The sequence below is a fragment of the Streptomyces sp. NPDC015661 genome (genome assembly GCF_043077765.1).
Lineage (GTDB): Bacteria > Actinomycetota > Actinomycetes > Streptomycetales > Streptomycetaceae > Streptomyces.
Window position 1 is genome coordinate 199,809 of the sequence record NZ_JBIBST010000004.1, and the last position, 24,350, is coordinate 224,158.

Below are 24,350 nucleotides of genomic sequence, written 5' to 3' on the forward strand. Positions count from 1 at the left end.
AGGACGTCCTCGGGGGTCACGGCGTCGAACACGGTCACAGGACGTCCTCGGGGGTCACGGTGTCGAACACGGTCACAGGACGTCCTCGGGGGTCGCGGTGTCGAACACGGTCACAGGACGTCCTCGGGGGCCACGGCGTCGAACACGGTCATAGGACGTCCTCGGGGGTCACGGCGTCGGGCAGTTCCACGGCGTCCGTACGCGGCGGGCCGCCGTGCGTCCAGGGCGTCTCCTCCGGGTCCGGCAGCTTCGGCCCCACCCGCTGGTCGTGCTCGAACAGCGTCCAGGCGATCCGCTCGCCCTTCTCCGGCACCGAGCCCTCCGCGGGCTCCTTGGACCGTCCCATCCGGTCCAGGATCCGCAGGAGCAGCGAGCCGTCCTCCTCGAACCGCACCAACTCGGCCGTCTGCGGCTTGCCGTCCAGCGAGCGGTACACCTTCACCCTCTCGCCCAGGTGCGGCCGGTCGTCCGTGCGGACCGTGACCAGCGGGCGCGGCGCGGGCCGCTTCGACTCCGTCCACGCCATCGTCACCTCGACCACCTCGGCCGTGAACGCCTCGCCCGCGAGCCGCCGCCCCGCCAGGACCAGCGGGTCGTCGAGGGCCTCCTGCGCCTCCAGCTGGCCCTGCGCCTGCTCGCGGGCGGCCAGCTTCTGCGCCGCCGTCACCGCGTCGTCCCGGCGCGGCTGCGGAGGCTCGCCGGCCGCGACCCGGTCGCGGTGGCCGGTGAAGGACCAGCGGTCCCGGGTCCAGCGGTCCTCGACCCTGGCGCCCTCCGGCAGCTCCCTCAGCAGCCCGATCGCCTGCCAGACCGCGTCCCAGGTCGGCTTCAGCTGCGAGGCGACGAGCCGGCGCAGCTCCCGCTCGGCCGCGTGCAGCTCGCCGAGGCCGCTGTCCGCCGCCTCGCCGTCCTCGGCCGCGCCGAGCGCCTGCCGGGCCCGGTCGTACCGCTCGATCGCGGGCGCCAGGAGCTTGTTGTCGAAGGCCGGGTCCGTGGCCGGGCCGGCCGGCGGACAGAGCAGCTGCCCCTGGGGGTCACGGCCGACCTCGGCCCGCAGGGCCCCCTCCGGACCCGGCTCGCCGTCGCGCGGGTCGATCCAGGCGAGCAGCGCGCCCAGGTGCTGGTCCTCCAGGGACGACTGGCCGGTCGCCCAGTGCCGGTTGAGGAGGTCCGTCGCGGCGAGCAGCAGCGAGGAGCCGGGCACGCGGGCCCGCTCGCCGAAGTGCGTCAGCCAGCGCCCCAGCAGCGGCACCCGCGGCGGGGCGGGGAACGGCGTCTCCGGGTCCTGCTCGGCCGTCCGCCGGAACCGCGTGGACCGCCCGAGCAGCCGTACGTACTCGATGCCCGCCCGGCTCGGCACGATCAGCTGCGGCGCGTCGGCGCACAGCTCGACCTCGACCTTCACCTTCTTGCCGGTCTCGGGGTCGACCTCGTTCCGTTCGGCCGCCTCGACGACGTCCGTGAACGAGTCGACGTACGGAAGGATCTCCTCGGCCAGGTCGGCGAGGAACGCGAAGCGCAGGTCACGGTCCCGGGGCTGCGACACCACCAGGAGCCTCGGCTCCCCGGGGTCGGTGCCGACGAGGGCGCCCAGCGGGGCGCCCGCCTCACCGGCGGTCGTCAGCGGCACGAGCACGAGCGGCCGCTCCGACAGGCGCCGGTGCCGGACGGTCGCGAGCGGCTGCGCCCGGCCCGACTCGACGGCCTCCATCCGGGCGAGCGTGGAGATCAGCGACATGCCGCCACCCCCGCCAGGGCCTCCTCGCGCAGCGCCCGCGCCCGGCGCAGGGCCGCCACCGCCGGGTCCTCCGGGTCGCCCTCCTCGCCGCGCGCCGCCGCCAGGACCGCGCCGACCGTCGTGAGGCCGCCCAGCTCTCCCCGTACCGAACGGCCCAGGGTCTCCACCGCGCCCGCCTCCCGGGAGCGCGACCGGCAGTGGAAGGCCAGCTCGCAGGCGGCCAGGCACTCCGGCGCGTACTGGTGGGGCACGCACTCCACGGCCGCCGTCAGCTCCTGCGCCGTCCGCTCCACCACGTCGAAGCTGAGGCCCTCCGGCAGGGCCCGCGCGATCTCGTCGATCCGGGTCAGCCGGGCCAGCTGCCGCCGGGTCACCGACCGCTGCTTGCGCACGTCGACCACCGAGGCCGCCGGCACGTTCGAGAAGTCCTTCGGGCAGACGAGGAGCACCGACTGCGCGACCCGCGCCCCCTCCGTACGCGCCGCGACCCGCTCCAGGGCGAGCACGTACACGGCGGCCTGGCGGGCCGCGGCGCCCACCTTCGACGCGTCGGCCGAGCCGTCGATCATCGGGAACGACTTGATCTCCACCACCGTCCACCCGCCGTCGGGGTGCACGACCACCGCGTCCGGCTCCAGATGGACGGGGGAGCCGGCGACCTCCAGGGCGAGCAGCGGATGGTCGAGCAGCGCCCAGGCCCCTGCCGCGGTCGCCTCCCGCAGCGCGAGCGCGGTGCGCGCCACCCGGCCCTCGGGCCCGGCCGCCGCGAGGTCCGGCACGGACACCTCGCCCGGCTCCTCGACGCCGATCAGCCGCAGCAGCTCACGGCCGCCGTCCGCCTTGACCTTCGCCTCGAAGGAGTTGCCCCGGACTATCGCGAACTGCGACTGGCCGAACGGGGCAGGCGAGCCGAGCTTCGCGGCGAGCGCCGACTTGTCGACCCCGGCGCCGTCGAGGATGGCCCGCCGCTTGCAGCCCGGATTGGCGGCGAGCGCGGCCAGCGCCCGCGCGTCCAGCGGACGCGGCACGACGCCCGGTCCGCGCAGCTCAGCGAGCAGCGCTCGACGTGTTGTCTGCGGTGGTGCGGACAGACCGCTGTCCAGGGATGCGCTCACCCGTGGAAGTCTCGCATCCGCCACTGACAACCGGGGGAGCTTCCGCCCTTCCGCGGATCCGGTCGGCGAGCCGCAGCACGTACGGGGCGAGCAGCAGGCCGGCGCCCATCACCGCGGCCCCGGCGACCGCGTCGAGCAGATAGTGATTGGCGGTGCCCATCACGACCAGCGCCGTGACCAGCGGATACGCCAGCCCGAGGGCCTTCGTGAGCGGGGTGCGCCCGTACCGCCACAGCATCACGCCGCACCACAGCGCCCAGCCGACGTGCAGGCTGGGCATCGCCGCGTACTGGTTCGTCATCCCGCCGAGCCCGCGCGGCGCGCTGGCCTCGCCGCCCCACCAGCCGTACGCGCTGAAGTGCGCCATCGTGTCCGTGAAGCCGTGGGCCGCGTCGAGCAGCCGGGGCGGGCAGGTCGGCAGGAGCGTGAAGCCGACGAGACCGAGCAGGGTGGAGACCATCAGCCAGGTCCGGGCGGCCCGGTACTGGGCGGGGCGGCGCCGGAAGAGCCAGATCAGGACCGCCGGGGTCACCAGGTAGTGCAGCGAGGCGTACGCGAAGTCCGCCGGGATCCCGAGCGCGGGGACGCCCGTGAACAGCGGGTTCAGAGCGTGCTCGGCGTCGATCCCGAGGCTCTCCTCGAACCGCAGGATCGCGAGCCCGTGCTCCACGGCCGAGGCCTCGTCGCCCCTCGCCAGGAGCCGCCCGCCCGAGTAGGCCGCGTACACGACGGCGATCAGGGACAGCTCCGCCCACCAGCGTGGCCTGCGCATGAATTGGGTCCCCCCGTCGGTGATCGCCCCGGGGGAGGGACGCCGCACGGCCCCGGGGGGTTGCCCGGAGTCCACCCCGAATTCAGGTCGGCGATGATGGGGAGAGGCACGTCCGCACCCGTGAACCCCTGGAGCGTCTTTCCCATGGCACCGCGCATCCTGCTCGCCCGGCACGGCCAGACCGAGTGGTCACTTCTCGGCCGGCACACCGGCAGGACCGACATACCGCTGCTCGACGAGGGGCGGCGCGGCGCGAAGCTGCTCGGCGAGCGCCTGCACCGGGGTCCCTGGCAGGGGCTGCCCGGTGTCGAGGTGCGCACCAGCCCGCTGGTCCGGGCGAGCGAGACCTGCGAGCTCGCCGGCTTCGGGGACAGGGCCGAGCCCTGGGACGCGCTGATGGAGTGGGACTACGGGGCGTACGAGGGGCTGACCCCGCCCGAGATCCAGAAGATCCAGCCGGGCTGGCTCATCTGGCGCGACGGCGTCCCCGAGGGCGAGACCCTCGGCGAGCTGTCGGACCGGGCCGACGAGATCGTGGAGTGGGCCCGCTCCGCCGACCGCGACGTGCTGGTCTTCGCCCACGGCCACATCCTGCGGTCGATCGGCGCGCGCTGGCTCGGCGAGGACGTCTCCTTCGCCTCCCGCATCCGCCTCGACCCGACGAGCCTCTCGGTCCTCGGCTGGGCGTACGGCGCCCCGGCGGTCGAACGCTGGAACGACACGGGCCACCTGGAGGCGTAGGCCCCGGTCGGCACGAGCAGGCGCCCCGGGTCCGTACGAGCAGGCGCCCCGGTCGGCACGAGCAGGCGCCCCGGGTCCGTACGAGCAGGCGCCCCGGGTCCGTACGAGCCAGGCCCCGGGTCAGCGTGTGGTGGCCAGCACGCGGCTCGTCTCCGACAGCAGGTCGCGGATGCGGGCCGAGGCGATGCCGTCGAGGGAGTCCACGACGCGCCGCGCCTCCGCCGCCGCCTCGTCCGGGCGGCCCGCGTGCGCCAGGGCCTTGGCGAGGTGGGCCCGGTAGAGGGCGAGGTTCCGGGCGAAGTGCGGGTTCTGCAGGACCGCCGCCCGCTGGGCGTGGCGCGCCGCGCGGCCCCAGTCGCCGAGCGCCGCCCAGCACCCGGCCTCCAGGGCCTCCCGCTCCGGCTCGCCGAAGAAGGACATCCACTCGGGGTCGCCCTCGGCCGGGCCCCGGTCGAACCAGCCGTGCGCGCGGCCGAGGGCCTGCTCGCAGGCGGACCGGTCGCCGAGCCCCGCCCACGCGCCCGCCTCACGCAGCGAGAGCAGCGAGAGCAGCCGGGCCGAGTCGAGCGGCTGCGCGGCCCGCAGCCCGGCCTGCGCCGCCCGCACCGCCTCGCGGTGGCGGCCGGTGTCCCGGGCCAGGAACGAGGTGTTGCAGAAGGCGTGCGCCTCCAGGGCCGCGTTCCCCGCCACGCGCGCGGTGGCCAGCGCCTCCGCGTAGTGCGAGCGCGCGTCCTCGTGCCTCCCCGAGTCGTGGGCCAGCCAGCCGACGGAGAGGGAGAGCTCGCCCGCGCCCGCGTGCAGCCGGTCCTCGGTGGAGCGGCGGGTCATGGTGCCGGTGTCGAGGAGCGCGTACGCGGTACGGAGCGGCTGGGCGGCCACCTTGTAGAGCCCGTCGGCGCCGTGCCGGTCGTCCAGCAGCCGGATCCGCCGTACGGCGTCCTCGACGGCCCGCACCTCGGACTCGCCGATCCGGTGGCTGCCGCGGGGGGAGGGGATCGCGACGGCGGGGCCGCCGAGTCCCAGCGAGGCGGCCGCCAGGGTGGCGGAGCCGCTCGTCATGAATGCGCGACGCAGCACGTCGCTCTCCTCATCGTTCCGGGTGGTGATGGCGGCGGGAGGCGCTGCCCCGGCCGGGACGGCCTGCCGCCGGCCGCGCACCGTCTCCCGCGCGGAGAACCCCAGGTCGGAGAGGCTCAGACCGGGGAACATGTGCAGGAAGACCCGCTCGTACGCGTAGTTGGGGCAGCGGATCTCGCCCGCTTCCACGCGCCCGATGTAGCGGGCGTCGCACGCGACCTGTTCGCCGATCTCCCGCGCCGCGCGGCGGACCGCCGCGGCGAACTCCGCCGGCGAATGCTGTCCGCGGAGCCGACGGAAGGCGAGATTGGGAACTGCCCGTGACATCGCCATGGCCGAGCCCTCTCCTGGTGCTGCCGGGTGTCCGGCGGGCATGAACGTACCTGCTGTGACCGGATGCGTACGCTGAGTTTGGCTACAAATCGGATATCTCGCCTGTGATCTGCCATGAACTGCCATCCTTTGCGGCGGCATCCCGCCGTAGCCGTTGACGCGCACGGGCGTTGAACCGTAAGGGAGAGACGGAACGTGTCTCCTCTGGAGCGAGGAGGGGTCCCCATGTCGGAGATCGGTTCGCAGTCGGCCACGCGGCACGTGCCCGCCCCTGAGGCCGTGCGCCACACATCCGCCCCGGAGGCCGTGCGCCAGACGTCCGCCGCGGAGGCCGACGGGCACAGGCCCGCCGCCGGACCCTGGGACCTGGTGACCGTCCCGGTCCGCCAGGGCCTGGAGGCCGTCGACATCCTGCGCCGCGCCGCCGCCCCGGCCGTCGGTCCCGTCGTCCACGACGGCACCTGCGACACCCTCGGCTTCCTGGTGCCCCCGGGCACCGCCGCCGCCTGGGACATGCCGGGCAGCGCCTGTACGAGGACCTCGGGCCGGGGTCTGCGCCTCCCCGAGCTGCCGGAGCTCCCCGAACCGGCGGGCGACGCGCCCCGGCCGGCCGGCTGGCTGCTGCCCCCTGGCGACACGGACCCCGTCACCGACCCCGTCGTCCTGCGCGAGGCGCTCGGCGAGGCGGCCCGTCTCATCGAGGCGGCCGACGGCTGCCACTGAGCTGCTGTCCGGGCTTGCCCGGATAATGGGCCCGTGGCCAGGAACAAACAGCGTGACCGGGCGGCGGCGGCCGTCTCCGTCGTCGAGACCGTCGACGGCGGTCTCGCCGAACTCATACCCGACCGGGAGCGCCCGCGCGCCTGGACGCTGCTCATCGACGGCGCCCCGCAGTCGCACGTCGACCTCGACGACCCGGCCCGCCTCACCTTCGAGTACCAGCGGCGCCTCGGCCACATCGCCGACCTCGCCGCCCCGCCGAACCGGCCGCTCCAGGTCGTGCACCTCGGCGGGGGCGCCTTCACCCTCGCCCGGTACGTCGCCGCGACCCGGCCCCGCTCCACCCAGCAGATCGTGGAGCTCGACGGGCCCCTGGTCCAGCTGGTCCGCCGCGAACTGCCCCTCGACGCGGGGGCCCGCATCCGGGTCCGCTCCACCGACGCCCGCGCGGGGCTCGCCAAGGTCCAGGACGGCTGGGCCGACCTCGTCATCGCCGATGTGTTCAGCGGGGCCCGTACCCCGGCCCATCTGACCAGCACCGAGTTCCTCACCGAGGTACGGCGGGTGCTGGCGCCCGGCGGCTTCTACGCGGCGAACCTCGCCGACGGTCCGCCGCTGACCCATCTGCGCGGCCAGATCGCCACCGCCGCCGCCGTCTTCCCCGAGCTGGCGCTCACCGCCGACCCGACGGTGCTGCGCGGCCGCCGCTTCGGCAACGCCGTCCTGCTCGCCTCGGACCGCGAACTGCCGGTGGCCGAACTGACCCGCCGGGTCGCCACCGACCCGCACCCGGGCCGGGTGGAACACGGCCGGGCCCTCGCCGACTTCGCCGGCGGAGCGTCCCCGGTCGACGACGCCAGCGCCAAGCCCTCGCCCGTACCGCCGGCGTCCGTCTTCCGCTGACCCGGGCGATCAGGTCTGCCGGTCGTCGATCTCCACGCGGGGCGCAGTGTCGTGCCACACGCAGAAGACCGACAGTTCGCGGCCGTCCTTGGTGAAGGTGACCCGGATCCAGGTCGGCTGCTTCCACACCTGCATCTGCCAGCCCGACGCGGGCGTCGCCGAGACCAGTTCGGCCGAGGTCTCGCCGAGGTCGAAGGTGACCCGGCCGCCGTCCACGGGGTAGGTCTTCACGGAGGAGGACTCGTCCGGCAGGGGCGCGGCGGGCGTCTGTGTCGTGGGCGTCGGGCGCCGCGAAGAGGTCGTGGACGGTGTGGCCGGGGCCGTACGGGCCTCGCTCGGCGTGGACTTCGCGGTGGCGGGCGCGGAGGGATCGGCGCTCTCGGGCGGTTGGGTGGAGGAGGTCTGCGGGTCGCCGCCGGACGCGGGCGTGCCGATGGTGGTGCCGGCGGGGAGGGGCAGTGCGAGTGGCGGGTCGTACACCGTGCCGGACAGCACCGTGTGCACTCCCCACCAGGACAGGGTGACCGCCGCGCCGGTGGCGAGCGACCAGGCCAGGGCGTGAACGAGTCCTCTTCGCACCGGGACATAGTGCACCACCCGGATCAGGTCCGTACCGGAGGGTGGACATTGCCCGGGGCCGCACTCGAATGGCGTACGGTGCGGCCCATGGCAAGTGTGCTCGTGGTCGAGGACGACCAGTTCGTGCGCTCCGCCCTGATCCGGCAGCTGTCCGAGGCCTCCCACACCGTACGGAGCGTCGGCACGGCTCTGGAGGCGCTGCGCGAGGTCGCCCATTTCCGCTTCGACGTCGTGATCCTGGACCTCGGTCTGCCCGATCTCGACGGGTCCGAGGCGCTCAAGATGCTGCGCGGGATCACCGACGTCCCGGTGATCATCGCGACCGCCCGGGACGACGAGGCCGAGATCGTACGGCTCCTGCACGCCGGGGCGGACGACTATCTCGTGAAGCCCTTCTCCGTCGAGCACCTCTCGGCCCGGATGGCCGCCGTCCTGCGCCGCTCCCGGGCCGCCGCGGGCGAGCTGCCGCCCTCCCGGGCCGTCCGGGTCGGCGGGCTCACCGTCGACCCGCTGCGCCGTCAGGCCGAGCTCGACGGGACGCCGTTGGACCTGACCCGGCGCGAGTTCGACCTGCTCGCCTTCCTCGCCGGGCGGCCCGGCGTCGTCGTCCCGCGCAAGGAGCTGCTCGCCGAGGTCTGGCAGCAGTCGTACGGGGACGACCAGACCATCGACGTACATTTGTCATGGCTGCGGCGGAAACTGGGTGAAACGGCCGCCCGGCCCCGCTACCTCCACACCCTGCGCGGGGTGGGCGTGAAGCTGGAGCCGCCCCGCGAGCAGGAACCGGGGTCGCAGCCGTGAGATGGGCGCTTGTCAAGGTGTCGCTGGCCGTCACCGCCATGGTCGTCTTCGCCTTCGCCGTCCCCCTCGGGCTCGTCGTCAAGGAGATGGCCCGCGACCGGGCCTTCTCCAACGCCGAACGGCGGGCCGCCGGACTCGCCCCCGTCCTCGCGATCACCACCGACCGGGACGAGCTCGACAAGGCCGTCGCCACCACTGAGGACGGCGCCGCCGGCCGGCTCGCCATCCACCTCCCCGCCGCCGAACCCGGCGGGACCGCCCTGGAGATCGGCACCGGGCGGGCCGACCCGGCGGATCTCGCGGCCACCCGCAGCCTCGGCCGCGCCTCCATCGCCGAGGTGCCCGGCGGCTTCGCGCTGCTCCAGCCCACCGCGCTCAGCAGCGCCCAGGTCGCCGTCGTCGAACTCTTCGTCCCCGAGGGCGAGGTCAGCAACGGCGTCGCCACCGCCTGGCTCGTCCTCGCCGGAGTCGGCATCGCCCTGATCGTCGGCTCCGTCGCCGTCGCCGACCGCCTCGGCGTCCGCATGGTCCAGCCCGCCCAGCGGCTCGCGGGCGCCGCCCACGACCTCGGCGAGGGCAAGCTCGGCGCCCGCGTCCCGGAGGAGGGGCCGCCCGAACTCAAATCGGCCGCCGTCGCCTTCAACTCGATGGCCGACCAGGTCGTCCAGCTCCTCGCCAACGAGCGCGAGCTGGCCGCCGACCTCTCCCACCGGCTCCGCACCCCGCTGACCGTGCTCCGGCTCAACGCGGCCTCCCTCGGCTCCGGGCCCGCCGCCGAGCAGACCCGCGCGGCCGTCGAACAGCTGGAGCGCGAGGTCGACATCATCATCCGCACCGCCCGCGACGCGAAGCCGCAGACCCAGGCGACGGGACCCGGTGCCGGCTGCGACGCCGCCGAAGTGGTCCGCGAGCGGATGGAGTTCTGGTCGGCGCTCGCCGAGGACGAGGGCCGCCGGGTGCGGGTCGCGGGCGTCGAGCGCCCGGTCCGCATCCCCGTCGCCCGCCCCGAACTCGTCGCCGCACTCGACGCCCTGCTCGGCAACGTCTTCCGCCACACCCCCGAGGGCACCGCCTTCTCCATCGACGTCCACAACGGCGAGGACGCCGTCATCGTCCTCGTCTCCGACGCGGGCCCCGGCATCGCCGACCCCACCGCCGCGCTCGCGCGCGGCGCGGGCAGCGGACGCGACGGCTCCACCGGCCTCGGCCTCGACATCGTGCGCCGCATGGCCGAGTCGACGGGCGGCGACGTCCGCATCGGCCACTCGGTCCTCGGCGGCACCGAGGTACGGATCTGGATCAGCCTCGACGGACGCGGAGCCGGTACGGGTGGAGGCGGAGGCCGTCGCGGCCGCCGCCGCAAGGCCTGACCCACCCGGTCACCGCCCAACCTTTTGCCGTCCCGATGCCTTCCTTAAGCGGAGCCTAAGAATCCCACCCCCGGCCCCCGCCAAGGCATTTGTCCGTTTCCCGCTCGCTAGCGTGCTGCCGCACCCCACCCCCACCCCCGGCACACAGAGGCAGGCACGCGATGGGCAGCAGTTCGCACCGGCGCAGGACGAGCACCCGGACCAAGGCCGTCGGAGCGGTCGTCACCGCGGCCGTCGTCGGCGGCGCCGCCTTCTGGCTCACCGGCACCGCCCAGGCCGCCTCCGTCGGCGCCGCCTACACCCGGACCAGCTCCTGGACCGGCGGCTACACCGGCCAGTACGTCGTCACCAACGAGACCACCACCACCCAGTCCGACTGGACCCTGGAGTTCGACCTCCCGGCCGGCACCACCATCGGCTCCCTCTGGAACGGCGAGCACACCGTCTCCGGCAGCCACGTCACCGTGAAGCCCGCGAGCTGGAACAAGCAGCTGGCGCCCGGCCAGTCCGTCACCGTCGGCTTCGTCACCTCCGCCGCGGGCCAGGCCGGCGACCCCGCCAACTGCCTCATCAACAAGGCGGTCTGCTCCGCCGGAGGCCCCGCCCCCACCCCCAGCGGCCGCCCCACCGACCAGCCCACGCCCACCCCGACGGCCACGGCGACCACCACCCCCAAGCCGACCGCGACCGCCACGGCCACCGCGAGTCCGAAGCCCACCGCCACGGCGACCACGGCCCCCACCCCGACCCCGACCCCCACCACGACCGGCGCCCCCGCCACGGCCGCCAGGTACGCCCCGTACGTCGACACCTCGCTCTACCCGGCGTACGACCTGCTCGCCACCGCCGACGCCACCGGTGTGAAGGAGTTCAACCTCGCCTTCATCACCTCCGGCGGCTCCTGCGCCCCCCTGTGGGGCGGCGTCACCGACCTCGCGAACGACAAGGTCGCGGCCCAGATCGGCGCCCTGCGCGCCAAGGGCGGTGACGTCCGCGTCTCCTTCGGCGGCGCCGCCGGCCACGAGCTGGCCCTGAACTGCTCGACCTCCTCCGCCCTCGCCGCCGCGTACGGCAAGGTCGTCGACCAGTACAAGCTCACCAAGGTCGACTTCGACATCGAGGGCGCGGCCCTGCCGGACACCGCCGCCAACACCCGCCGCTCCCAGGCGATCGCCCAGCTCCAGAAGTCCCACCCCGGCCTGAACGTCTCCTTCACCCTGCCGGTCATGCCCGAAGGCCTCACCCAGCCGGGCGTGGACCTGATCGCCGACGCCAAGCGGAACGGGGTCCGCGTCGACGCCGTCAACATCATGGCGATGGACTACGGCCCCGCGTACAGCGCCGACATGGGCACCTACGCCATCCAGGCCGCGACCGCGACCCAGGCCCAGATCAAGGGCGTCCTCGGCCTCTCCGACGCGGCCGCCTGGAAGGCCGTCGCCGTCACCCCGATGATCGGCGTCAACGACGTCAGCAGCGAGGTCTTCAAGGTCGAGGACGCCACCCAGCTCGTCGACTTCGCGAAGTCCAAGGGCCTCGGCTGGCTCTCCATGTGGTCCTCGACCCGCGACAAGCAGTGCGCGGCCGGCGCCGTGACCTACGCCGACCCCACCTGCTCCTCGATCCTCCAGCAGCCCCTCGCCTTCACGAAGGCCTTCGGCGCGTACAAGTAGGACGCCTACGGGCAACCGGACCCCCGTGTCCCCCCACACCGCGCGCCCCGGTCGGAAACCACCCCACCGCCGACCGGGGCGCGCCCCCCTTTTTCTCCTCTGCGCGGACTCAGACGACGCGCGTGGCCTTCCACTCCTCCGCGTAGTCGTTGAAGATCCCCCGCAGGTGGTGGCCGATCTTCAGGTAGTCCAGGTCGTCGAGGTTGGCGAGGGAGACGCGGACCGACCACTCGGGGCCGTCGAAGCCCCCGCCGTTCAGCAGGACCACGCTCGTCTGCTCGGCGAGCCGGAACAGCGGGTCGACCGGCTCGTAGTTCTTCTCCAGGAAGTCCGCGAAGTCCTTGCCGTGCACCCGCTCCGCCTCGGCGAGGAGGTCGAGCTCGATGTAGTACGCGGCCCGCTGCGGGTCGTCGGCGATCCTCATCCGGGCGCCTTCGAGGAGCAGGTCGAGGCGCTGCCGCACGATGTCCCGGATCTTGTGCTTGTAGGCCTGGCCCTCCTCCAGCATGCCGAAGAGGGAGAAGAGCGTCATCATCACCTGCTGGGGGAGGGAGAGCCCGGCGGTGTGGTTGAGGGCGACCTGGCGGGAGTCGGCCACGAGCCGGTCGATGAAGCGGATCTTCTCCGGTTCCAGGCTGAGGGAGCCGTACCGCAGGTTCAGCCGGTCCTTCTCCGCCCGCGGCAGGTTCGCGAGCATCTCGTCGATGACGTTGTCGTCGTGCAGGCCGATGACGCCGAGCCGGTGGCCGGTGCAGCCGTAGTGCTTGGAGTACGAGTACACGAGCAGCGTGTTGCGCGGGATGTCGGCCGCGAGCGAGCGGAAGCCCTCCACGAAGGTGCCGTAGACGTCGTCCGTGACGACCAGCAGGTTCGGGTTGGGGCCGGCGACGATGTCCTTGATCTGCTGCGCGACGCGCTCGCTCATCGCCAGGGAGGGAGGATTGGACGGGTTGACGACGCAGACCAGCCTGACCGACGGGTCGGCCAGCTTCGCGACCTCCTCGGCCGGGTAGCGCCACTCGCGGACACCGGTCTCCGCGAAGAGGCTCGCGTTGACGGTGACGACGTCGAACTCGTACGTGTCGAGCTCGGGGATCTCGATGTACGGGGTGAAGACCGGCACCATCAGCGCGATCCGGTCGCCCTTCCTCAGGATCCCGTTCTTCATCAGGGAGTCGAAGATGTAGCACATCGCGGCCGTGCCGCCCTCGGTCGCGAACAGCGACAGGTTCCCGGCCGGCGGGCGCCCGTCGAACATCTCGTCGTGGACGTAGCCGCGGACGATCTGCTCGGCGTGGGTGAGCATCCGGTCCGGCACGGGGTAGTTGTCGCCGATCGTGCTGTCGGTCAGCTCGTGCACGAACGCGTCCTTGTCGAAGCCGAAGCGTTCCACCGCGTACTCCACGCAGTCCCGCAGCAGCTCGATGCCCGGCAGGTCCGGGTGGCGGCGCACGAAGGTGTCGAAGCGCTCGGCGGAGCCGGGGAGCTCGGGCATGCCGCCGAGGTTGTCGGCGGTCCAGACCCGGCGCGACTCGGAGAGCGCGAAGTGGCCGAGCGCGTAGAACGCCTCGCGGGGACCGGTGGCGACCCAGTTGGGGTTCCCGCGGCCCGCGTTGAGCATCTGCGCCTGCGACTTCTCCTTCTGGCCCGGCTTGTCCGCCTGCGCGGCCTGCGCGAGCTGGATGAACTTGTCCTTCAGCTCGAACGGCGAAAGCTGCGCGAAGGACTGGATCTCCTGGCGGGTGAACGTGGTCTTGGGCATGCGCGTGTCCTTACGTACGTCAGTGGTTGAGGATGACGATCACGGCGCCCCAGATGGTCAGCAGGACGTTGCCCACCGCGTAGGGGATGGTGTAGCCGAGCGTCGGGATCTGGGACTTGGACTGCTCGTTGATCGCGCCGATCGCCGCGGTCGTCGTCTGGCCGCCCGCCAGGACGCCCATCAGGATCGGGAAGCGGATCTTCTGCACGTAGTGGCCGTACAGGAAGCCCACGATCAGCGGCACCACCGTTGCCACCGCGCCCCAGACGAGCAGCCCCCAGCCGGCCGTCGACAGACCGCTGGTGAAGCTGGGCCCGGCGTTGATGCCGACGACCGCGACGAAGAGGCAGAGCCCCAGGGTGTCCATGAACCACTGGGCGCCGGGCGGCACATTGCCGTACGTCGGGTACTTGCCGCGGATCCAGCCGAAGACCAGACCCATGATCAGCGCGCCGCCCGAGGTGGACAGCGAGATCGGGACGCCCGAGACGGTGAGGGCCGGGATGCCGATGCAGCCGCCGAGGAAGATCCCGAGCCCCACCCACAGCATGTCGGTGGCGAACGAGGTCGGCACCGGCTTGCCGATCGCCTTGCCCGCCGGGTCCACGAGCCGCTTCGGACCGGTCAGGATCACCGTGTCGCCGCGCTCCAGCTTCGTCGAGAGCCGGTACGGGTACTCCGCGCCCGAGCGGTAGATCTTGTCGATGTACACCCCGACCATGAACGGCTCACGGCGCAGCTCCGCGACCGTACGGCCCAGGTGCGCCTTCTCCGAGGCGACCACGTGCAGGGACTCGGTCTGGTAGCCGAGCAGCTCGACGTCGTCGGTCTCGGGCCCGATGTGGGTGCGGGCGTCGAAGTCGATCAGCGAGCCGCGCAGGGCGCTGACCGCGAGCACGTCGCCCGAGCGCAGCACCGTCTGCTGGCTGGGCGCGAGGATCTGCCCCTCGCGCCGCACCCGGGTGATGTAGATCCGGTGCCCGAGCTCCTTCTGCTGGTTCTCGAAGTCGTCGATGGTCCGGCCGACGAGCGGGGAGTGGTCCATCTCGTACGCGCGGAGGACGACCTCGTAGTAGCCCTCGGCCAGGTCGGGGTTGTCGCCGGGCGCGTCCAGCTCCTTCGCCATCTGCGCCGACTCGGCGGCCAGGTCCCGCTTGTAGAGCTTGGGCAGGACGTTGGCGAGGAGCATCGCGCAGAGGATCGTGCCCAGCGGGTACGTGACGGCGTAGCCGATCGCGACCAGGTTCTCCTCGTTCTTCATCTGGTCGGCGGAGAGCCCCGGCAGGTTGCCGATGGCGTCCTGGGCGACACCGATGACGGCGGACTGGGTGAGCGCGCCGCCGAGGAGGCCGGCCGAGAGTCCGGGGCCGTACCCGAGCATCACGGCGAAGCCCCAGGAGACGAGGAGGCCCGTCACACAGACCACGACCGCGTTGACGACCTGCGGCAGGCCGTCCTTCTTCAGGCCCCGGAAGAACTGGGGACCGACCTTGTAGCCGAGGGCGAAGAGGAACATGGTGAAGAAGAGGTTCTTCACCGTGCCGTCGATCGTGACCTTGAACTGGGCTCCGAGCAGCAGACCGGCCACCAGACAGCCGGTGACGGCGCCGAGCGCGATCGCCTTGTAGCGGAGCTTGCCGAAGAGGAAGCCGAGCGCCACGGTGATGAAGATCAGCAGCTCGGGGTGGGGCTGGAAGATGTTCCGGTTGAGGAAATCGATCATGGCGGCTCCTCACGCCCCCAGGATGCCGACGAGCAGCGGGCCGGTCAGCGGGAGCAGGAAGTTCGAGAGCGTGTACGTGACCGTGTAGCCGAGCATCGGGACCGAGCTCTGGGCGACCTGCGTCACCGAGGTGATCGCCGGGGTCGAGCACTGCTGGCCCGCGATGGCGCCGATGAGCAGCGGCTTCTCGATGTTCAGCAGCTTGCGGCCGATGATCAGCGAGATCGTCGCCGGCACCAGGACCATGGCGATCCCCGCGAACGGCAGCAACGCCCCGTACTCCTTGAGCAGCGGCCAGGCCTGCGGGCCCGACACCAGGCCCGTGCAGGCGATGAAGATGGCGAGGCCCATGTCCTTGAGGGTGGTGGCGGCCTGCGGGGGGAAGGCGCCGAAGGTCTGGCTGCGGGAGCGGAACCAGCCGAAGAGCAGCCCCGAGATCAGACAGCCGCCGCCCGTGCCGAGCGACATGGGGACGCCGCCGAACGTGACCACGACCTGGCCGAGGAGCGAGCCGCAGACGATGCCGAAGCCCAGATAGATGAAGTCGGTGGCGTCGTTCTTCACGGTCGCGCCGACCTTCGCAGCCAGCCTGCCGAGGCCGGAGCGGGCGCCGACCAGGGTGAGCACGTCACCGCGGTGCACGACCGTCTCGGGGGTCGCGGGCAGATGCTGCTCGTTGCGGAGCACGTCCGTCACGTACACCCCGCCGGAGGAGAACTCCGGGTGCTCCTTGGTGAGGGTGTCGATGGACTTGCCGGCCACCGTCTTGTCCGTCAGGGAGACCTGGGTGGTGGCGAGCGGGGTGTCGAGGCCGGGGATCGCCGGGGTCTCGGGACCGACGCGCCGCCCCGCGTCGATGATGTTGGAGCGCCGGCCCACCATCAGGACCAGGTCGGAGAGGGTCAGCTCGAAGTCCGGCGGGGGAGGGGAAAGGACCCTGGTGCCCCGCTTCACCGCCTCGACGGTGACCCGGCTGCCGTTCTGCCGCTCCACCTGGGAGACGGTGGCGCCGTCCGCGAGCGTGACCAGGAACGTCCGGCCGACCATGCCGGGGAGCGCCTCGCGCTCGTCGGCCTCCAGGCCGCCGCCGGAGCCGCGCATCTTCTCCCACAGCGCGCGGGAGGCGTCGCGGAGGTTGATCCGCAGCAGCATCGGCATGATCTGGCTGGTGTAGATGACGATGGTGACGAGGCCGAAGAGGTAGCAGACCGTGTAGGCGGTGGCGACGTGCCCCTGGTACTCGGTGATCTGCTGCTGCGTCAGGTCGGAGAGCTTGCCGATGGCCTCGGTGGCCGTGCCGACGACCGCGGACTCGGTGGCGGCGCCGGCGAGGATGCCGGCGGCGGTGCCGACGTCGAGGTCGAAGGCCTTGGCGAGCCCGAGGGCGATGCCGACGACGCAGACGACCTCGATGAGGCAGAGGGCGAAGTAGCGCAGGCTCTTCCTGTTGAGGTTGGCGAAGAACTGCGGACCCGCCAGATAGCCGAGCGAGAAGATGAAGAGCGCGAAGAAGATCGTCTTCACGTCGTCGGAGACGGTGACCTTCGTCCAGGCGCCGAGGAGCAGCGCGACGATCAGGGTGCCGCAGATGCCGCCGAGCGTGATGGGCCCGACGCGGACCTTGCCGAGGAGGTAGCCGGCGGCGAGGCAGAGGAAGAGGGCGAGTTCGGGGTGGTCACGCAGGACTCCCACGCGGCCTCACCCAGCCCAATGGGTGTGAATAGTAAGAATGTGGGACATAAGGGGAAGCTAACAGCGGGTCGGCTGGAGTGGATCATCGCCTCGCCCGTACGGGTGAAGTCCGGGAGCGCTCCCAGAGCAGCGGAAAAAGACTCAGGCCCCGGTTCTTTCGAACCGGGGCCTGAGCCATCAGGGTGAGTAACGGGACTCGAACCCGCGACATCCTGGACCACAACCAGGTGCTCTACCAGCTGAGCTATACCCACCACGACCGGCGGTTTTCCCGAAGGTTTCCCCGACCGGCCGAGAAGAAGTCTACAGGGTTCCGAGGGGTGCTCGCGCACGCATTGTTCGGCGGGCGCGAGCGGGCCCCTTCGTGCGGCTGTTCGGCCGACTATTCGGCGGGGAGGACGTGACGCGCCGCGATCCGCTTCGCGGTCTCCGAGTCCGGGCCGGGCTGCGGGACGAAGATCGCCTCGCGGTAGTAGCGCAGCTCGGCGATGGACTCGCGGATGTCGGCGAGCGCCCGGTGGTTGCCGTTCTTCTCCGGACTGTTGAAGTACGCCCTCGGGTACCAGCGGCGGGCCAGCTCCTTGACCGAGGAGACATCGACGATCCGGTAGTGCAGGTGGCTCTCCAGCGCGGGCATGTCGCGCGTGAGGAAGCCGCGGTCCGTGGAGACCGAGTTCCCGCACAGCGGCGCCTTGCCCGGCTCCTTGACGTGCTCGCGGATGTACGCGAGGACCTGGGCCTCCGCGTCCGCGAGCGTCGTGCCGTCGGCGAGCGCGTCGAGCAGCCCCGAGGCCGTGTGCATCTGGCGCACGATCTCCGGCATGGTCTCCAGGGCCGCGTCCGGCGGGCGGATCACGATGTCCACCCCGTCGCCGAGCACGTTCAGTTCCGAGTCGGTGACCAGCGCGGCCACCTCGATGAGTGCGTCGTCCGTCAGCGAGAGCCCGGTCATCTCGCAGTCGATCCACACCATGCGATCGTTCATGCGTCCTACCTTAGGGGCTCCCGCCCCAGGGGGTGTCGTGCCGATCGGGCCGGGCTCGCGGCGTCCGGCACCGTGCCTCAGACGCCGCTCCCTGATCCGGGCCGATCGACAAGGCACCCCCTGGCCCGAGCAGGCCGACGGGCCCCCGGGGGAGGTGTCCCCGAGGGCCCGTCGGTCCTGCATCGCACCGCTTGTGGCGGCGGCGGTCTTGTTACGGCGCGCTGCGCTGGCCCGGCAGGGCCGGGCGGCCCGGCGCGTACGCGTCCGACTGCGGCTTGCCCGGCTCCAGCGGCCTGCGGAGCCCCACGGAGCCCTGGGCGGGCACCGCCGGTTCCAGCACCGCCGTACCGGCCTCACCCTGCGGCCGCCGGGCGCGGTACGCCGCGCGGTAGGCGGCCGGCGAGGAGCCCAGCTGGCGCCGGAAGTGGCCGCGCAGCGCCACCGGCGAGCGGAAGCCGCACCGGCCGGCGACCTCGTCGACCGAGTAGTCGGAGGTCTCCAGGAGCCGCTGCGCCTGCAGCACCCGCTGGGTGATCAGCCACTGGAGCGGGGCGGAGCCCGTCAGCGAGCGGAACCGGCGGTCGAAGGTCCGCCGTGACATGTAGGCGCGCGCGGCGAGCGTCTCCACGTCGAACTGCTCGTGGAGGTGCTCCAGCGCCCAGGCGACGACCTCGGCCAGCGGGTCGGCGCCGATCTCTTCGGGTAAAGACCTGTCGAGGTAGCGCTCCTGACCGCCGCTGCGCCGCGGCGGGACGACCAGCCGGCGCGCCAGCGCGCCCGCGGCCTCGGTGCCGTGGTCGGTCCGCACGATGTGCAGACACAGATCGATTCCGGCCGCGGTGCCGGCGGAGGTCAGCACGTCCCCGTCGTCGACGAAGAGCTCCCGCGGGTCCACGTGGACCGACGGGTAGCGCTTGGCGAGCGTCGGCGCGTACATCCAGTGCGTGGTCGCCGGGCGGCCGTCGAGCAGTCCGGCCGCGGCCAGGACGAACGCCCCGGTGCACAGCCCGACGATCCTGGCCCCCTCCTCGTGCGCACGGCGCAGCGCTTCGAGCGCCTCCGGCGGCGGCGGCGAGGTGATCGACCGCCAGGCCGGGACGACGACGGTGCCCGCCCGGCCGATGGCCTCCAGGCCGTACGGCGCGGTGAGTTCGAGCCCACCGGTGGTCCGCAGCGGGCCCTCCTCGCCGGCGCAGACGAGCAGCCGGTAGCGGGGCACCCCGGCGTCCTGCCGGTCGATGCCGAACACGGAGAGCGGGATGGAGCTCTCGAAGATGGGGCCGCCGCTGAACAGCAGCACCGCGACGACTTCGCGACGGCGGCGCCCGGACAGCTTCCGTGCGACCTCCGGTGCGGCGGAGTCCTGGCTCATGACGCTAAGCCCCCCTCGGTGTTCGCGTCTCCCTGGTCGTGTCGCTCCTGCACGTTTCCCCTCGGTTTTGCACGAGACCCCAGTCTTCGGTACCCATGATCGAATCTACTGTGTCCCGTGGCGCCGGCGTGACAAGTTCTCCATCCGGTGGATTGTCGACAAGGCAACTTGGCGTGAAGCGATCGATCGCGAAGTCTTGCGTCCGACGGCCGCCGAGGGAAGGGCGGTACGGTCAACGCCCCCGTACGCGGGGGGTGTGGACCCCCGGGACAAGGCTTTCGCCGCCTCCGGAGCCGGGGTTGGCCAACCGTTCCGCCAAGGACTCGCCGGCGGCCGGAAGTTGGCTGAAAACATATGGGGTCGGGTGTACGAACCTGTCAACTCGAAGGGGGGCGGGGGCGGCTCCGGGCCCCTCCGGGGCTAGTTCCGGCGCCTCGGGCGGACCGTCTCCGTGTGCAGTCCGCGCTCCGAGCGGCGCAGCAGCAGCCGGCAGGCCGCCGTCACCGACACGAGTCCGAGCGCGGTCCCGGCGGCGCCGCCGAGCGAGGTGCCGTAGACGACGAGCACCACGGGGACCAGTACACAGCAGAAGGCCGCCCAGCGGACCACGTCACCGGCCTGCTCCGCCGCGCCCGTGCCCGCCTCCGTGCCCGGCTCCGGGTCGGCGCCGGCGGCCGGCGGGAGGGCGGGCGCCCGTCGGCGGCCGCGGGGCGCGCCGAGCGCGGGGGCGGGGGTGGGAGTGGGGACGGCGGAGGTCTGGCCGGCGGCGGTCGATGGTGCGGGCACGGGCGGTCTCCCTGCGACGGTGGGACGGGTCTGCGGCGATGGCGGGGTGGCGGTCTGCGGTGGTGGTGGGGCGGGTCTGTGGCGGCGGCGGGGCGGCGGTCCGCGGTGGTGGTGGGGCGGGCCTGTGGTGGTGGGGCGGGCCTGTGGTGGTGGGGCGGCGGTCCGCGGTGGTGGCGGAGCGGGTCTGTGGTGGCGGTGGGCCGGACCTGTGGCAACGAGGAGCGGAACGTTCCGGTCACTCTCGGCGACGTCCGTTTGGCCCCCGTACGGACGCCTGTAAGGCACATCCGGCATTGCCAGATCCCGAACCGCTCGTGCATGCTCCCTGGAACGCCGCGCGCGAGCGGCGGGCACGCCAGGAGTGGCACGGCGGGCTCTGGGCAGGAGAGGAGTGGCGCCGTACCCTTGGGGGTATGGGCTTGGGAAGATGATTCCCGGACACAGCTCCGCCGTCACCCGTCGTTCGTCCCCTCCTTTCCCCGTCCCTTCCCACGAGGACCCTCTTCGCCGAGACACCGATGGCCGGTCACGAATTCCCCGAACCCGCGGACCGCAAGCGCGTCGCCGATTCCACGGTCGACCCCCTGGCGGTAGAACAGCCACGTCATGCCTGCGACCCGGCCTTCCGGCACGGGGTGGTCGTCGGCTTCGACGGCTCGACGTCCAGTGAGCGCGCCCTCGCGTACGCCATCGGCATGGCCCGCCGCTCCGGATCGGGCCTGATCATCGTGCATGTGGCCAACCGGCTGCCCACCACGGTGTGGGCCGGCTGCGAGCCCCCGGTCTTCGTCGACGTCCCGGACCACCGCACCGAGGTCCTCGGTCTGGAGCTGGCCTGCGCCGATCACCTCTCCGAGGTGCCGTGGATCCTGGTCGAGCGCGGCGGGGACATCTGTCACGAGCTGGAGGAGGTCGGCCGGGAGTACTCGGCCGACGCGATCGTGGTCGGCTCCACGCACGGGATCGTCGGCCGGATCTTCGGCTCGGTCGCGGGCCGCCTCGCGCGCCGCGCCCAGCGGCCCGTCATCGTCATCCCGTAACCCCACGGGTCCCCACGGTCCGTCAGGTCTCTCCCTCAACTGCCGTCATCCGGCCATAATTTCGGCCTTCCTCAGGTGAATTGTGCGCTTGTGAAGGGTACATAAAGCTCACGGAACACAGCAGCTCACGCAGGACAACTGCACACCTGAAGGGAGCCCGCCGTGAACAACGAAGTCGCCGCGGGAAACACCACCTCCACGCTCGGCCACCTGGCACTCGGACTGACCCTGCTGGCCTTCGGCCTGGGCGGAACCGGTGTCATCGACAACGTCGCGGCAGCGGATGCCGCGGGTCTCGCCACCTGGGTCGGCGGCGTGACGCTCTTCCTCGTCGGACTGCTCGCCCTGCGCGCGGGCGACAAGGGCGAAGGCACGGCGTACGCGGCGCTCGGCGCCTTCTGGTTCACCTGGGGCAGCGGGGCCGGCGGGCACGCCTCGGCCGACGCCATGGGGCTCTTCCTGCTCCTGTGGGCGCTCCTCGCGCTCACGCTGACCATGGCCGCCGCGGGCAGCGGACTCTTCGGACAGGGCGTGTACGGGCTGCTGTTCGTCGCGCTGCTGCTGCTCGGCATCGGCGCCCTCGCCGACAACGGCGGCCTCGGGAAGGCGGGCGGCTGGGTGGCCGCCGTCGCGGGTCTGGTCGCCTGGTACGGCGCCACGGCCGCGGTCGCCGGCTGGCCGACGGCCCTGCGCCGCGCGGCCGGCGGTGCCCCGGCCGCGGGCTGATCCCCGCGGAAAGCACAGCGGTCCCCGTGCACGGGAGGTGTGTGCACGGGGACCGCTGCCGTGTCCGGCCGAGGCTCCGGGGGACAGGCCCGGAGGGGTGCGGCGTCAGGGGGACAGGCCCGGACACCGCACCTCGGCCGCGACGGCTGGGGGGACCTACTCGACGGTGACGGACTTCGCCAGGTTGCGCGGCTTGTCGATGTCACGGCCCATGGCGAGCGCCGTGTGGTAGGCGAGGAGCTGGAGCGGGATGCCCATGAGGATCGGGTCCAGCTCGTCCTCGTTCTTCGGGACGACGATGGTGTGGTCGGCCTTGGCCTGCGGCTGGTGGGCGACCGCGAGGATGCGGCCGCTGCGGGCCTTGATCTCCTCCAGGGCGGCGCGGTTCTTCTCGAGCAGGTCGTCGTCGGGGACGATCGCGACGGTCGGCAGGGCCGGCTCGATGAGGGCGAGCGGGCCGTGCTTCAGCTCGGAGGCCGGGTACGCCTCGGCGTGGATGTAGGAGATCTCCTTCAGCTTGAGGGAGGCCTCCAGGGCGACGGGGTAGCCGCGCACACGGCCGATGAACATCATCGACTGGGCGCCGGCGTACTCCGCGGCGATCTCCTTGATCTGCTCCTCGGTCTTGAGGATCTCCTCGATCTGCGCGGGCAGCTTGCGCAGGCCCTCGATGATCCGCTTGCCGTCGGTGACGGACAGGTCGCGGATGCGGCCCAGGTGCAGGGCGAGCAGCGCGAAGGCGGTGACCGTGTTGGTGAAGCACTTGGTGGAGACGACGCAGACCTCGGGGCCGGCGTGGACGTACACGCCGCCGTCGGCCTCGCGGGCGATGGCGGAGCCGACGACGTTGACGACGCCGAGGACGCGGGCGCCCTTCCGCTTGAGCTCCTGGACGGCGGCGAGCACGTCGTAGGTCTCACCGGACTGGGAGACGGCGATGTAGAGGGTGTCGGGGTCCACGACCGGGTTGCGGTAGCGGAACTCCGAGGCCGGCTCGGCGTCGGCGGGGATGCGGGCCATGGACTCGATGAGCCCGGCGCCGATGAGACCGGCGTGGTACGAGGTGCCGCAGCCGAGGATCTTGATGCGGCGGATGGTGCGGGCCTCGCGCGGGTCCAGGTTCAGGCCGCCCAGGTGCACGGTGGAGAAGCGGTCGTCGATCCGGCCGCGCAGCACGCGGTCGACCGCGTCGGGCTGCTCGGAGATCTCCTTGTGCATGAAGGTGTCGTGGCCGCCCATGTCGTAGGAGGCGGCCTCCCACTCGACGGTCTCGGGGGTGGCCGTGGTGGAGGCGCCCGAGGTCGTGTAGGTGCGGAAGTCGTCGGCCTTGAGGGTGGCCATCTCGCCGTCGTCGAGGGTGACGACCTGGCGGGTGTGGGCGATCAGGGCGGCGACGTCGGAGGCGACGAGCATCTCCTTCTCGCCGATGCCGAGGATGACCGGGGAGCCGTTGCGGGCCACCACGATGCGGTCGTTGAAGTCGGCGTGCATCACGGCGATGCCGTAGGTGCCCTCGATGACCTTGAGCGCCTCGCGGACCTTCTCCTCGAGGGTCTCGGCCTGGGAGCGGGCGATGAGGTGGGTGATGACCTCGGTGTCCGTCTCGGAGGCGAAGACGACGCCGTCGGCCTCCAGCTTGGCGCGGAGCTCCTGGGCGTTGTCCACGATGCCGTTGTGGACGACCGCGACCTTGTTCTCGGGGTCGAGGTGCGGGTGCGAGTTGATGTCGCTCGGGGCGCCGTGGGTGGCCCAGCGGGTGTGCGCGATGCCGGTGGTGCCGGTGAAGCGCTTGGGGACCTTGGCCTCCAGGTCACGGACGCGGCCCTTGGCCTTCACCATCTTCAGGCCGGTGGCCTTCGGGCTGGTGACGACCATGCCGGCCGAGTCGTAGCCGCGGTACTCCAGGCGGGCCAGGCCCTCCAGGAGCAGCGGGGCGACGTCGCGCTTACCGATGTAACCGACAATTCCGCACATAAAGGTGAAACCCCTCCAGGTTGGTGGATGTACTCGGACGTACGGAGCTCAGCCGTAGACGATCCGGCGCAGCTGCCGGAGCGAGAGCTCCGGTGGCGCCACCGCCCGGTGCGGCAGCTCCGCCGCGATCCGTTCGAAGATCTCGGCGTTCACGGCGCCGCCGGACTGCAGTTCGCGGTGACGGCGGCGGACGAACTCCTCGGTCGTCTCGTCGAAGTACGCCAGCACGTCGAGCACCACCCGGGCGGCCTCACCGCGCTGGAGCGCGGTGCTGCGGACCAGGTGGTCGATGAGGTCGTCGTGCGACGGGCGGCGTTCGAGCACCCGTGAATACTGAGGGGTCCCCCCTGCCCTACGCAAGAATCCTGCCCGAATTCGGGCAAGCTTGCCAGGGTCCATACAAAGAACCGCCCTGTTGGTCCAGACCTTGACCCGGAGTAGGGGTCGCGGTACGCATGGTGGCCGAGG

Annotated in this window: 21 protein-coding genes and 1 tRNA gene; 8 read left to right on the forward strand and 14 right to left on the reverse strand. The window is 72.3% G+C overall.

The window, feature by feature from the left end; all coding sequences use genetic code 11:
• Positions 1–148 precede the first annotated feature (148 nt).
• From ACF07V_RS12850 to ACF07V_RS12860, 3 genes are read right to left on the reverse strand one after another with little or no spacing between them, the layout of a single operon-like run.
• Positions 149–1,738, reverse strand: coding sequence for a hypothetical protein (locus ACF07V_RS12850; RefSeq protein WP_392153679.1), 1,590 nt, complete (start codon positions 1,736–1,738; stop codon positions 149–151).
• The gene (locus ACF07V_RS12855; protein ID WP_392153680.1) at positions 1,729–2,853 is read right to left on the reverse strand and encodes a hypothetical protein; all 1,125 of its coding nucleotides are present in this window, start codon (positions 2,851–2,853) and stop codon (positions 1,729–1,731) included. The genes ACF07V_RS12850 and ACF07V_RS12855 overlap by 10 nt, the downstream gene beginning before the upstream one ends.
• Complete coding sequence (locus tag ACF07V_RS12860) at positions 2,786–3,625, reverse strand: phosphatase PAP2 family protein (protein WP_392153682.1); 840 nt, start codon at positions 3,623–3,625, stop codon at positions 2,786–2,788. Before ACF07V_RS12860 ends, ACF07V_RS12855 begins: the two co-directional genes overlap by 68 nt.
• 144 nt (positions 3,626–3,769) lie before the next feature.
• Here ACF07V_RS12860 and ACF07V_RS12865 point away from each other — a divergent pair, with 144 nt between their 5' ends.
• Positions 3,770–4,366 carry a histidine phosphatase family protein gene (locus ACF07V_RS12865; RefSeq protein WP_392153684.1) on the forward strand — a complete coding sequence of 199 codons (597 nt, stop codon included), beginning with the start codon at positions 3,770–3,772 and terminating at the stop codon, positions 4,364–4,366.
• Positions 4,367–4,486: 120 nt separating this feature from the next.
• On the opposite strand, the gene ACF07V_RS12870 is transcribed toward ACF07V_RS12865, so the two are convergent.
• Entirely contained in the window at positions 4,487–5,776 is a 1,290-nt protein-coding gene (locus tag ACF07V_RS12870) for a tetratricopeptide repeat protein (protein WP_392153686.1), read from the reverse strand.
• Positions 5,777–6,001: 225 nt separating this feature from the next.
• Between ACF07V_RS12870 and ACF07V_RS12875 the strand changes: the two genes are divergently transcribed.
• Both ACF07V_RS12875 and ACF07V_RS12880 read left to right on the forward strand, forming a co-directional pair.
• On the forward strand, positions 6,002–6,499 hold the full coding sequence (locus ACF07V_RS12875) for a hypothetical protein (RefSeq protein ID WP_392153687.1): 498 nt from the start codon (positions 6,002–6,004) through the stop codon (positions 6,497–6,499).
• A 33-nt stretch (positions 6,500–6,532) separates the two neighbouring features.
• Complete coding sequence (locus tag ACF07V_RS12880) at positions 6,533–7,399, forward strand: spermidine synthase (RefSeq protein WP_392153689.1); 867 nt, start codon at positions 6,533–6,535, stop codon at positions 7,397–7,399.
• A gap of 9 nt (positions 7,400–7,408) precedes the next feature.
• On the opposite strand, the gene ACF07V_RS12885 is transcribed toward ACF07V_RS12880, so the two are convergent.
• A complete protein-coding gene (locus ACF07V_RS12885; RefSeq protein WP_392153691.1) occupies positions 7,409–7,978 on the reverse strand; it encodes a hypothetical protein in 570 nt (189 codons plus the stop codon).
• An 87-nt stretch (positions 7,979–8,065) separates the two neighbouring features.
• Between ACF07V_RS12885 and ACF07V_RS12890 the strand changes: the two genes are divergently transcribed.
• The 3 genes from ACF07V_RS12890 to ACF07V_RS12900 all read left to right on the forward strand — a co-directional run bounded on the left by ACF07V_RS12890 (position 8,066) and on the right by ACF07V_RS12900 (position 11,822).
• Positions 8,066–8,779, forward strand: coding sequence for a response regulator transcription factor (locus ACF07V_RS12890; RefSeq protein ID WP_392153693.1), 714 nt, complete (start codon positions 8,066–8,068; stop codon positions 8,777–8,779).
• Positions 8,776–10,149, forward strand: coding sequence for a sensor histidine kinase (locus ACF07V_RS12895; protein ID WP_392153695.1), 1,374 nt, complete (start codon positions 8,776–8,778; stop codon positions 10,147–10,149). The genes ACF07V_RS12890 and ACF07V_RS12895 overlap by 4 nt, the downstream gene beginning before the upstream one ends.
• A gap of 161 nt (positions 10,150–10,310) precedes the next feature.
• A complete protein-coding gene (locus ACF07V_RS12900) occupies positions 10,311–11,822 on the forward strand; it encodes a cellulose binding domain-containing protein (RefSeq protein ID WP_392153697.1) in 1,512 nt (503 codons plus the stop codon).
• A gap of 109 nt (positions 11,823–11,931) precedes the next feature.
• On the opposite strand, the gene ACF07V_RS12905 is transcribed toward ACF07V_RS12900, so the two are convergent.
• The 7 genes from ACF07V_RS12905 to ACF07V_RS12935 form a co-directional block, all read right to left on the reverse strand.
• Entirely contained in the window at positions 11,932–13,584 is a 1,653-nt protein-coding gene (locus ACF07V_RS12905; protein ID WP_392153699.1) for a bifunctional aspartate transaminase/aspartate 4-decarboxylase, read from the reverse strand.
• Between the two features lie 19 nt (positions 13,585–13,603).
• A complete protein-coding gene (gene aspT, locus ACF07V_RS12910) occupies positions 13,604–15,307 on the reverse strand; it encodes an aspartate-alanine antiporter (protein ID WP_392153701.1) in 1,704 nt (567 codons plus the stop codon).
• Positions 15,308–15,316: 9 nt separating this feature from the next.
• Positions 15,317–16,999, reverse strand: coding sequence for an aspartate-alanine antiporter (gene aspT, locus ACF07V_RS12915; RefSeq protein WP_392153703.1), 1,683 nt, complete (start codon positions 16,997–16,999; stop codon positions 15,317–15,319).
• Positions 17,000–17,180: 181 nt separating this feature from the next.
• Positions 17,181–17,253: transfer RNA gene (locus ACF07V_RS12920), tRNA-His, on the reverse strand.
• A 128-nt stretch (positions 17,254–17,381) separates the two neighbouring features.
• Positions 17,382–17,984, reverse strand: a complete 603-nt coding sequence (gene orn, locus ACF07V_RS12925) for an oligoribonuclease (protein WP_392153705.1) — start codon at positions 17,982–17,984, stop codon at positions 17,382–17,384.
• 211 nt (positions 17,985–18,195) lie between these two features.
• Positions 18,196–19,356, reverse strand: coding sequence for a helix-turn-helix domain-containing protein (locus tag ACF07V_RS12930; protein WP_392153707.1), 1,161 nt, complete (start codon positions 19,354–19,356; stop codon positions 18,196–18,198).
• Between the two features lie 420 nt (positions 19,357–19,776).
• A complete protein-coding gene (locus ACF07V_RS12935; protein ID WP_392153708.1) occupies positions 19,777–20,142 on the reverse strand; it encodes a hypothetical protein in 366 nt (121 codons plus the stop codon).
• 518 nt (positions 20,143–20,660) lie between these two features.
• Here ACF07V_RS12935 and ACF07V_RS12940 point away from each other — a divergent pair.
• Positions 20,661–21,182 (forward strand): universal stress protein, encoded by a 522-nt coding sequence (locus ACF07V_RS12940; protein WP_123452601.1) that lies wholly within the window; start codon positions 20,661–20,663, stop codon positions 21,180–21,182.
• A gap of 162 nt (positions 21,183–21,344) precedes the next feature.
• Complete coding sequence (locus ACF07V_RS12945) at positions 21,345–21,908, forward strand: GPR1/FUN34/YaaH family transporter (protein WP_392153710.1); 564 nt, start codon at positions 21,345–21,347, stop codon at positions 21,906–21,908.
• A gap of 156 nt (positions 21,909–22,064) precedes the next feature.
• Here the strand turns inward: ACF07V_RS12945 and glmS are convergent, their stop codons facing one another.
• Together glmS and ACF07V_RS12955 are read right to left on the reverse strand one after the other, a co-directional pair.
• Positions 22,065–23,882 carry a glutamine--fructose-6-phosphate transaminase (isomerizing) gene (gene glmS / locus ACF07V_RS12950; RefSeq protein ID WP_392153711.1) on the reverse strand — a complete coding sequence of 606 codons (1,818 nt, stop codon included), beginning with the start codon at positions 23,880–23,882 and terminating at the stop codon, positions 22,065–22,067.
• A 48-nt stretch (positions 23,883–23,930) separates the two neighbouring features.
• Positions 23,931–24,206: a hypothetical protein gene (locus ACF07V_RS12955; RefSeq protein WP_030210307.1), complete on the reverse strand. Its 276-nt coding sequence runs from the start codon at positions 24,204–24,206 to the stop codon at positions 23,931–23,933.
• Positions 24,207–24,350 lie beyond the last annotated feature (144 nt).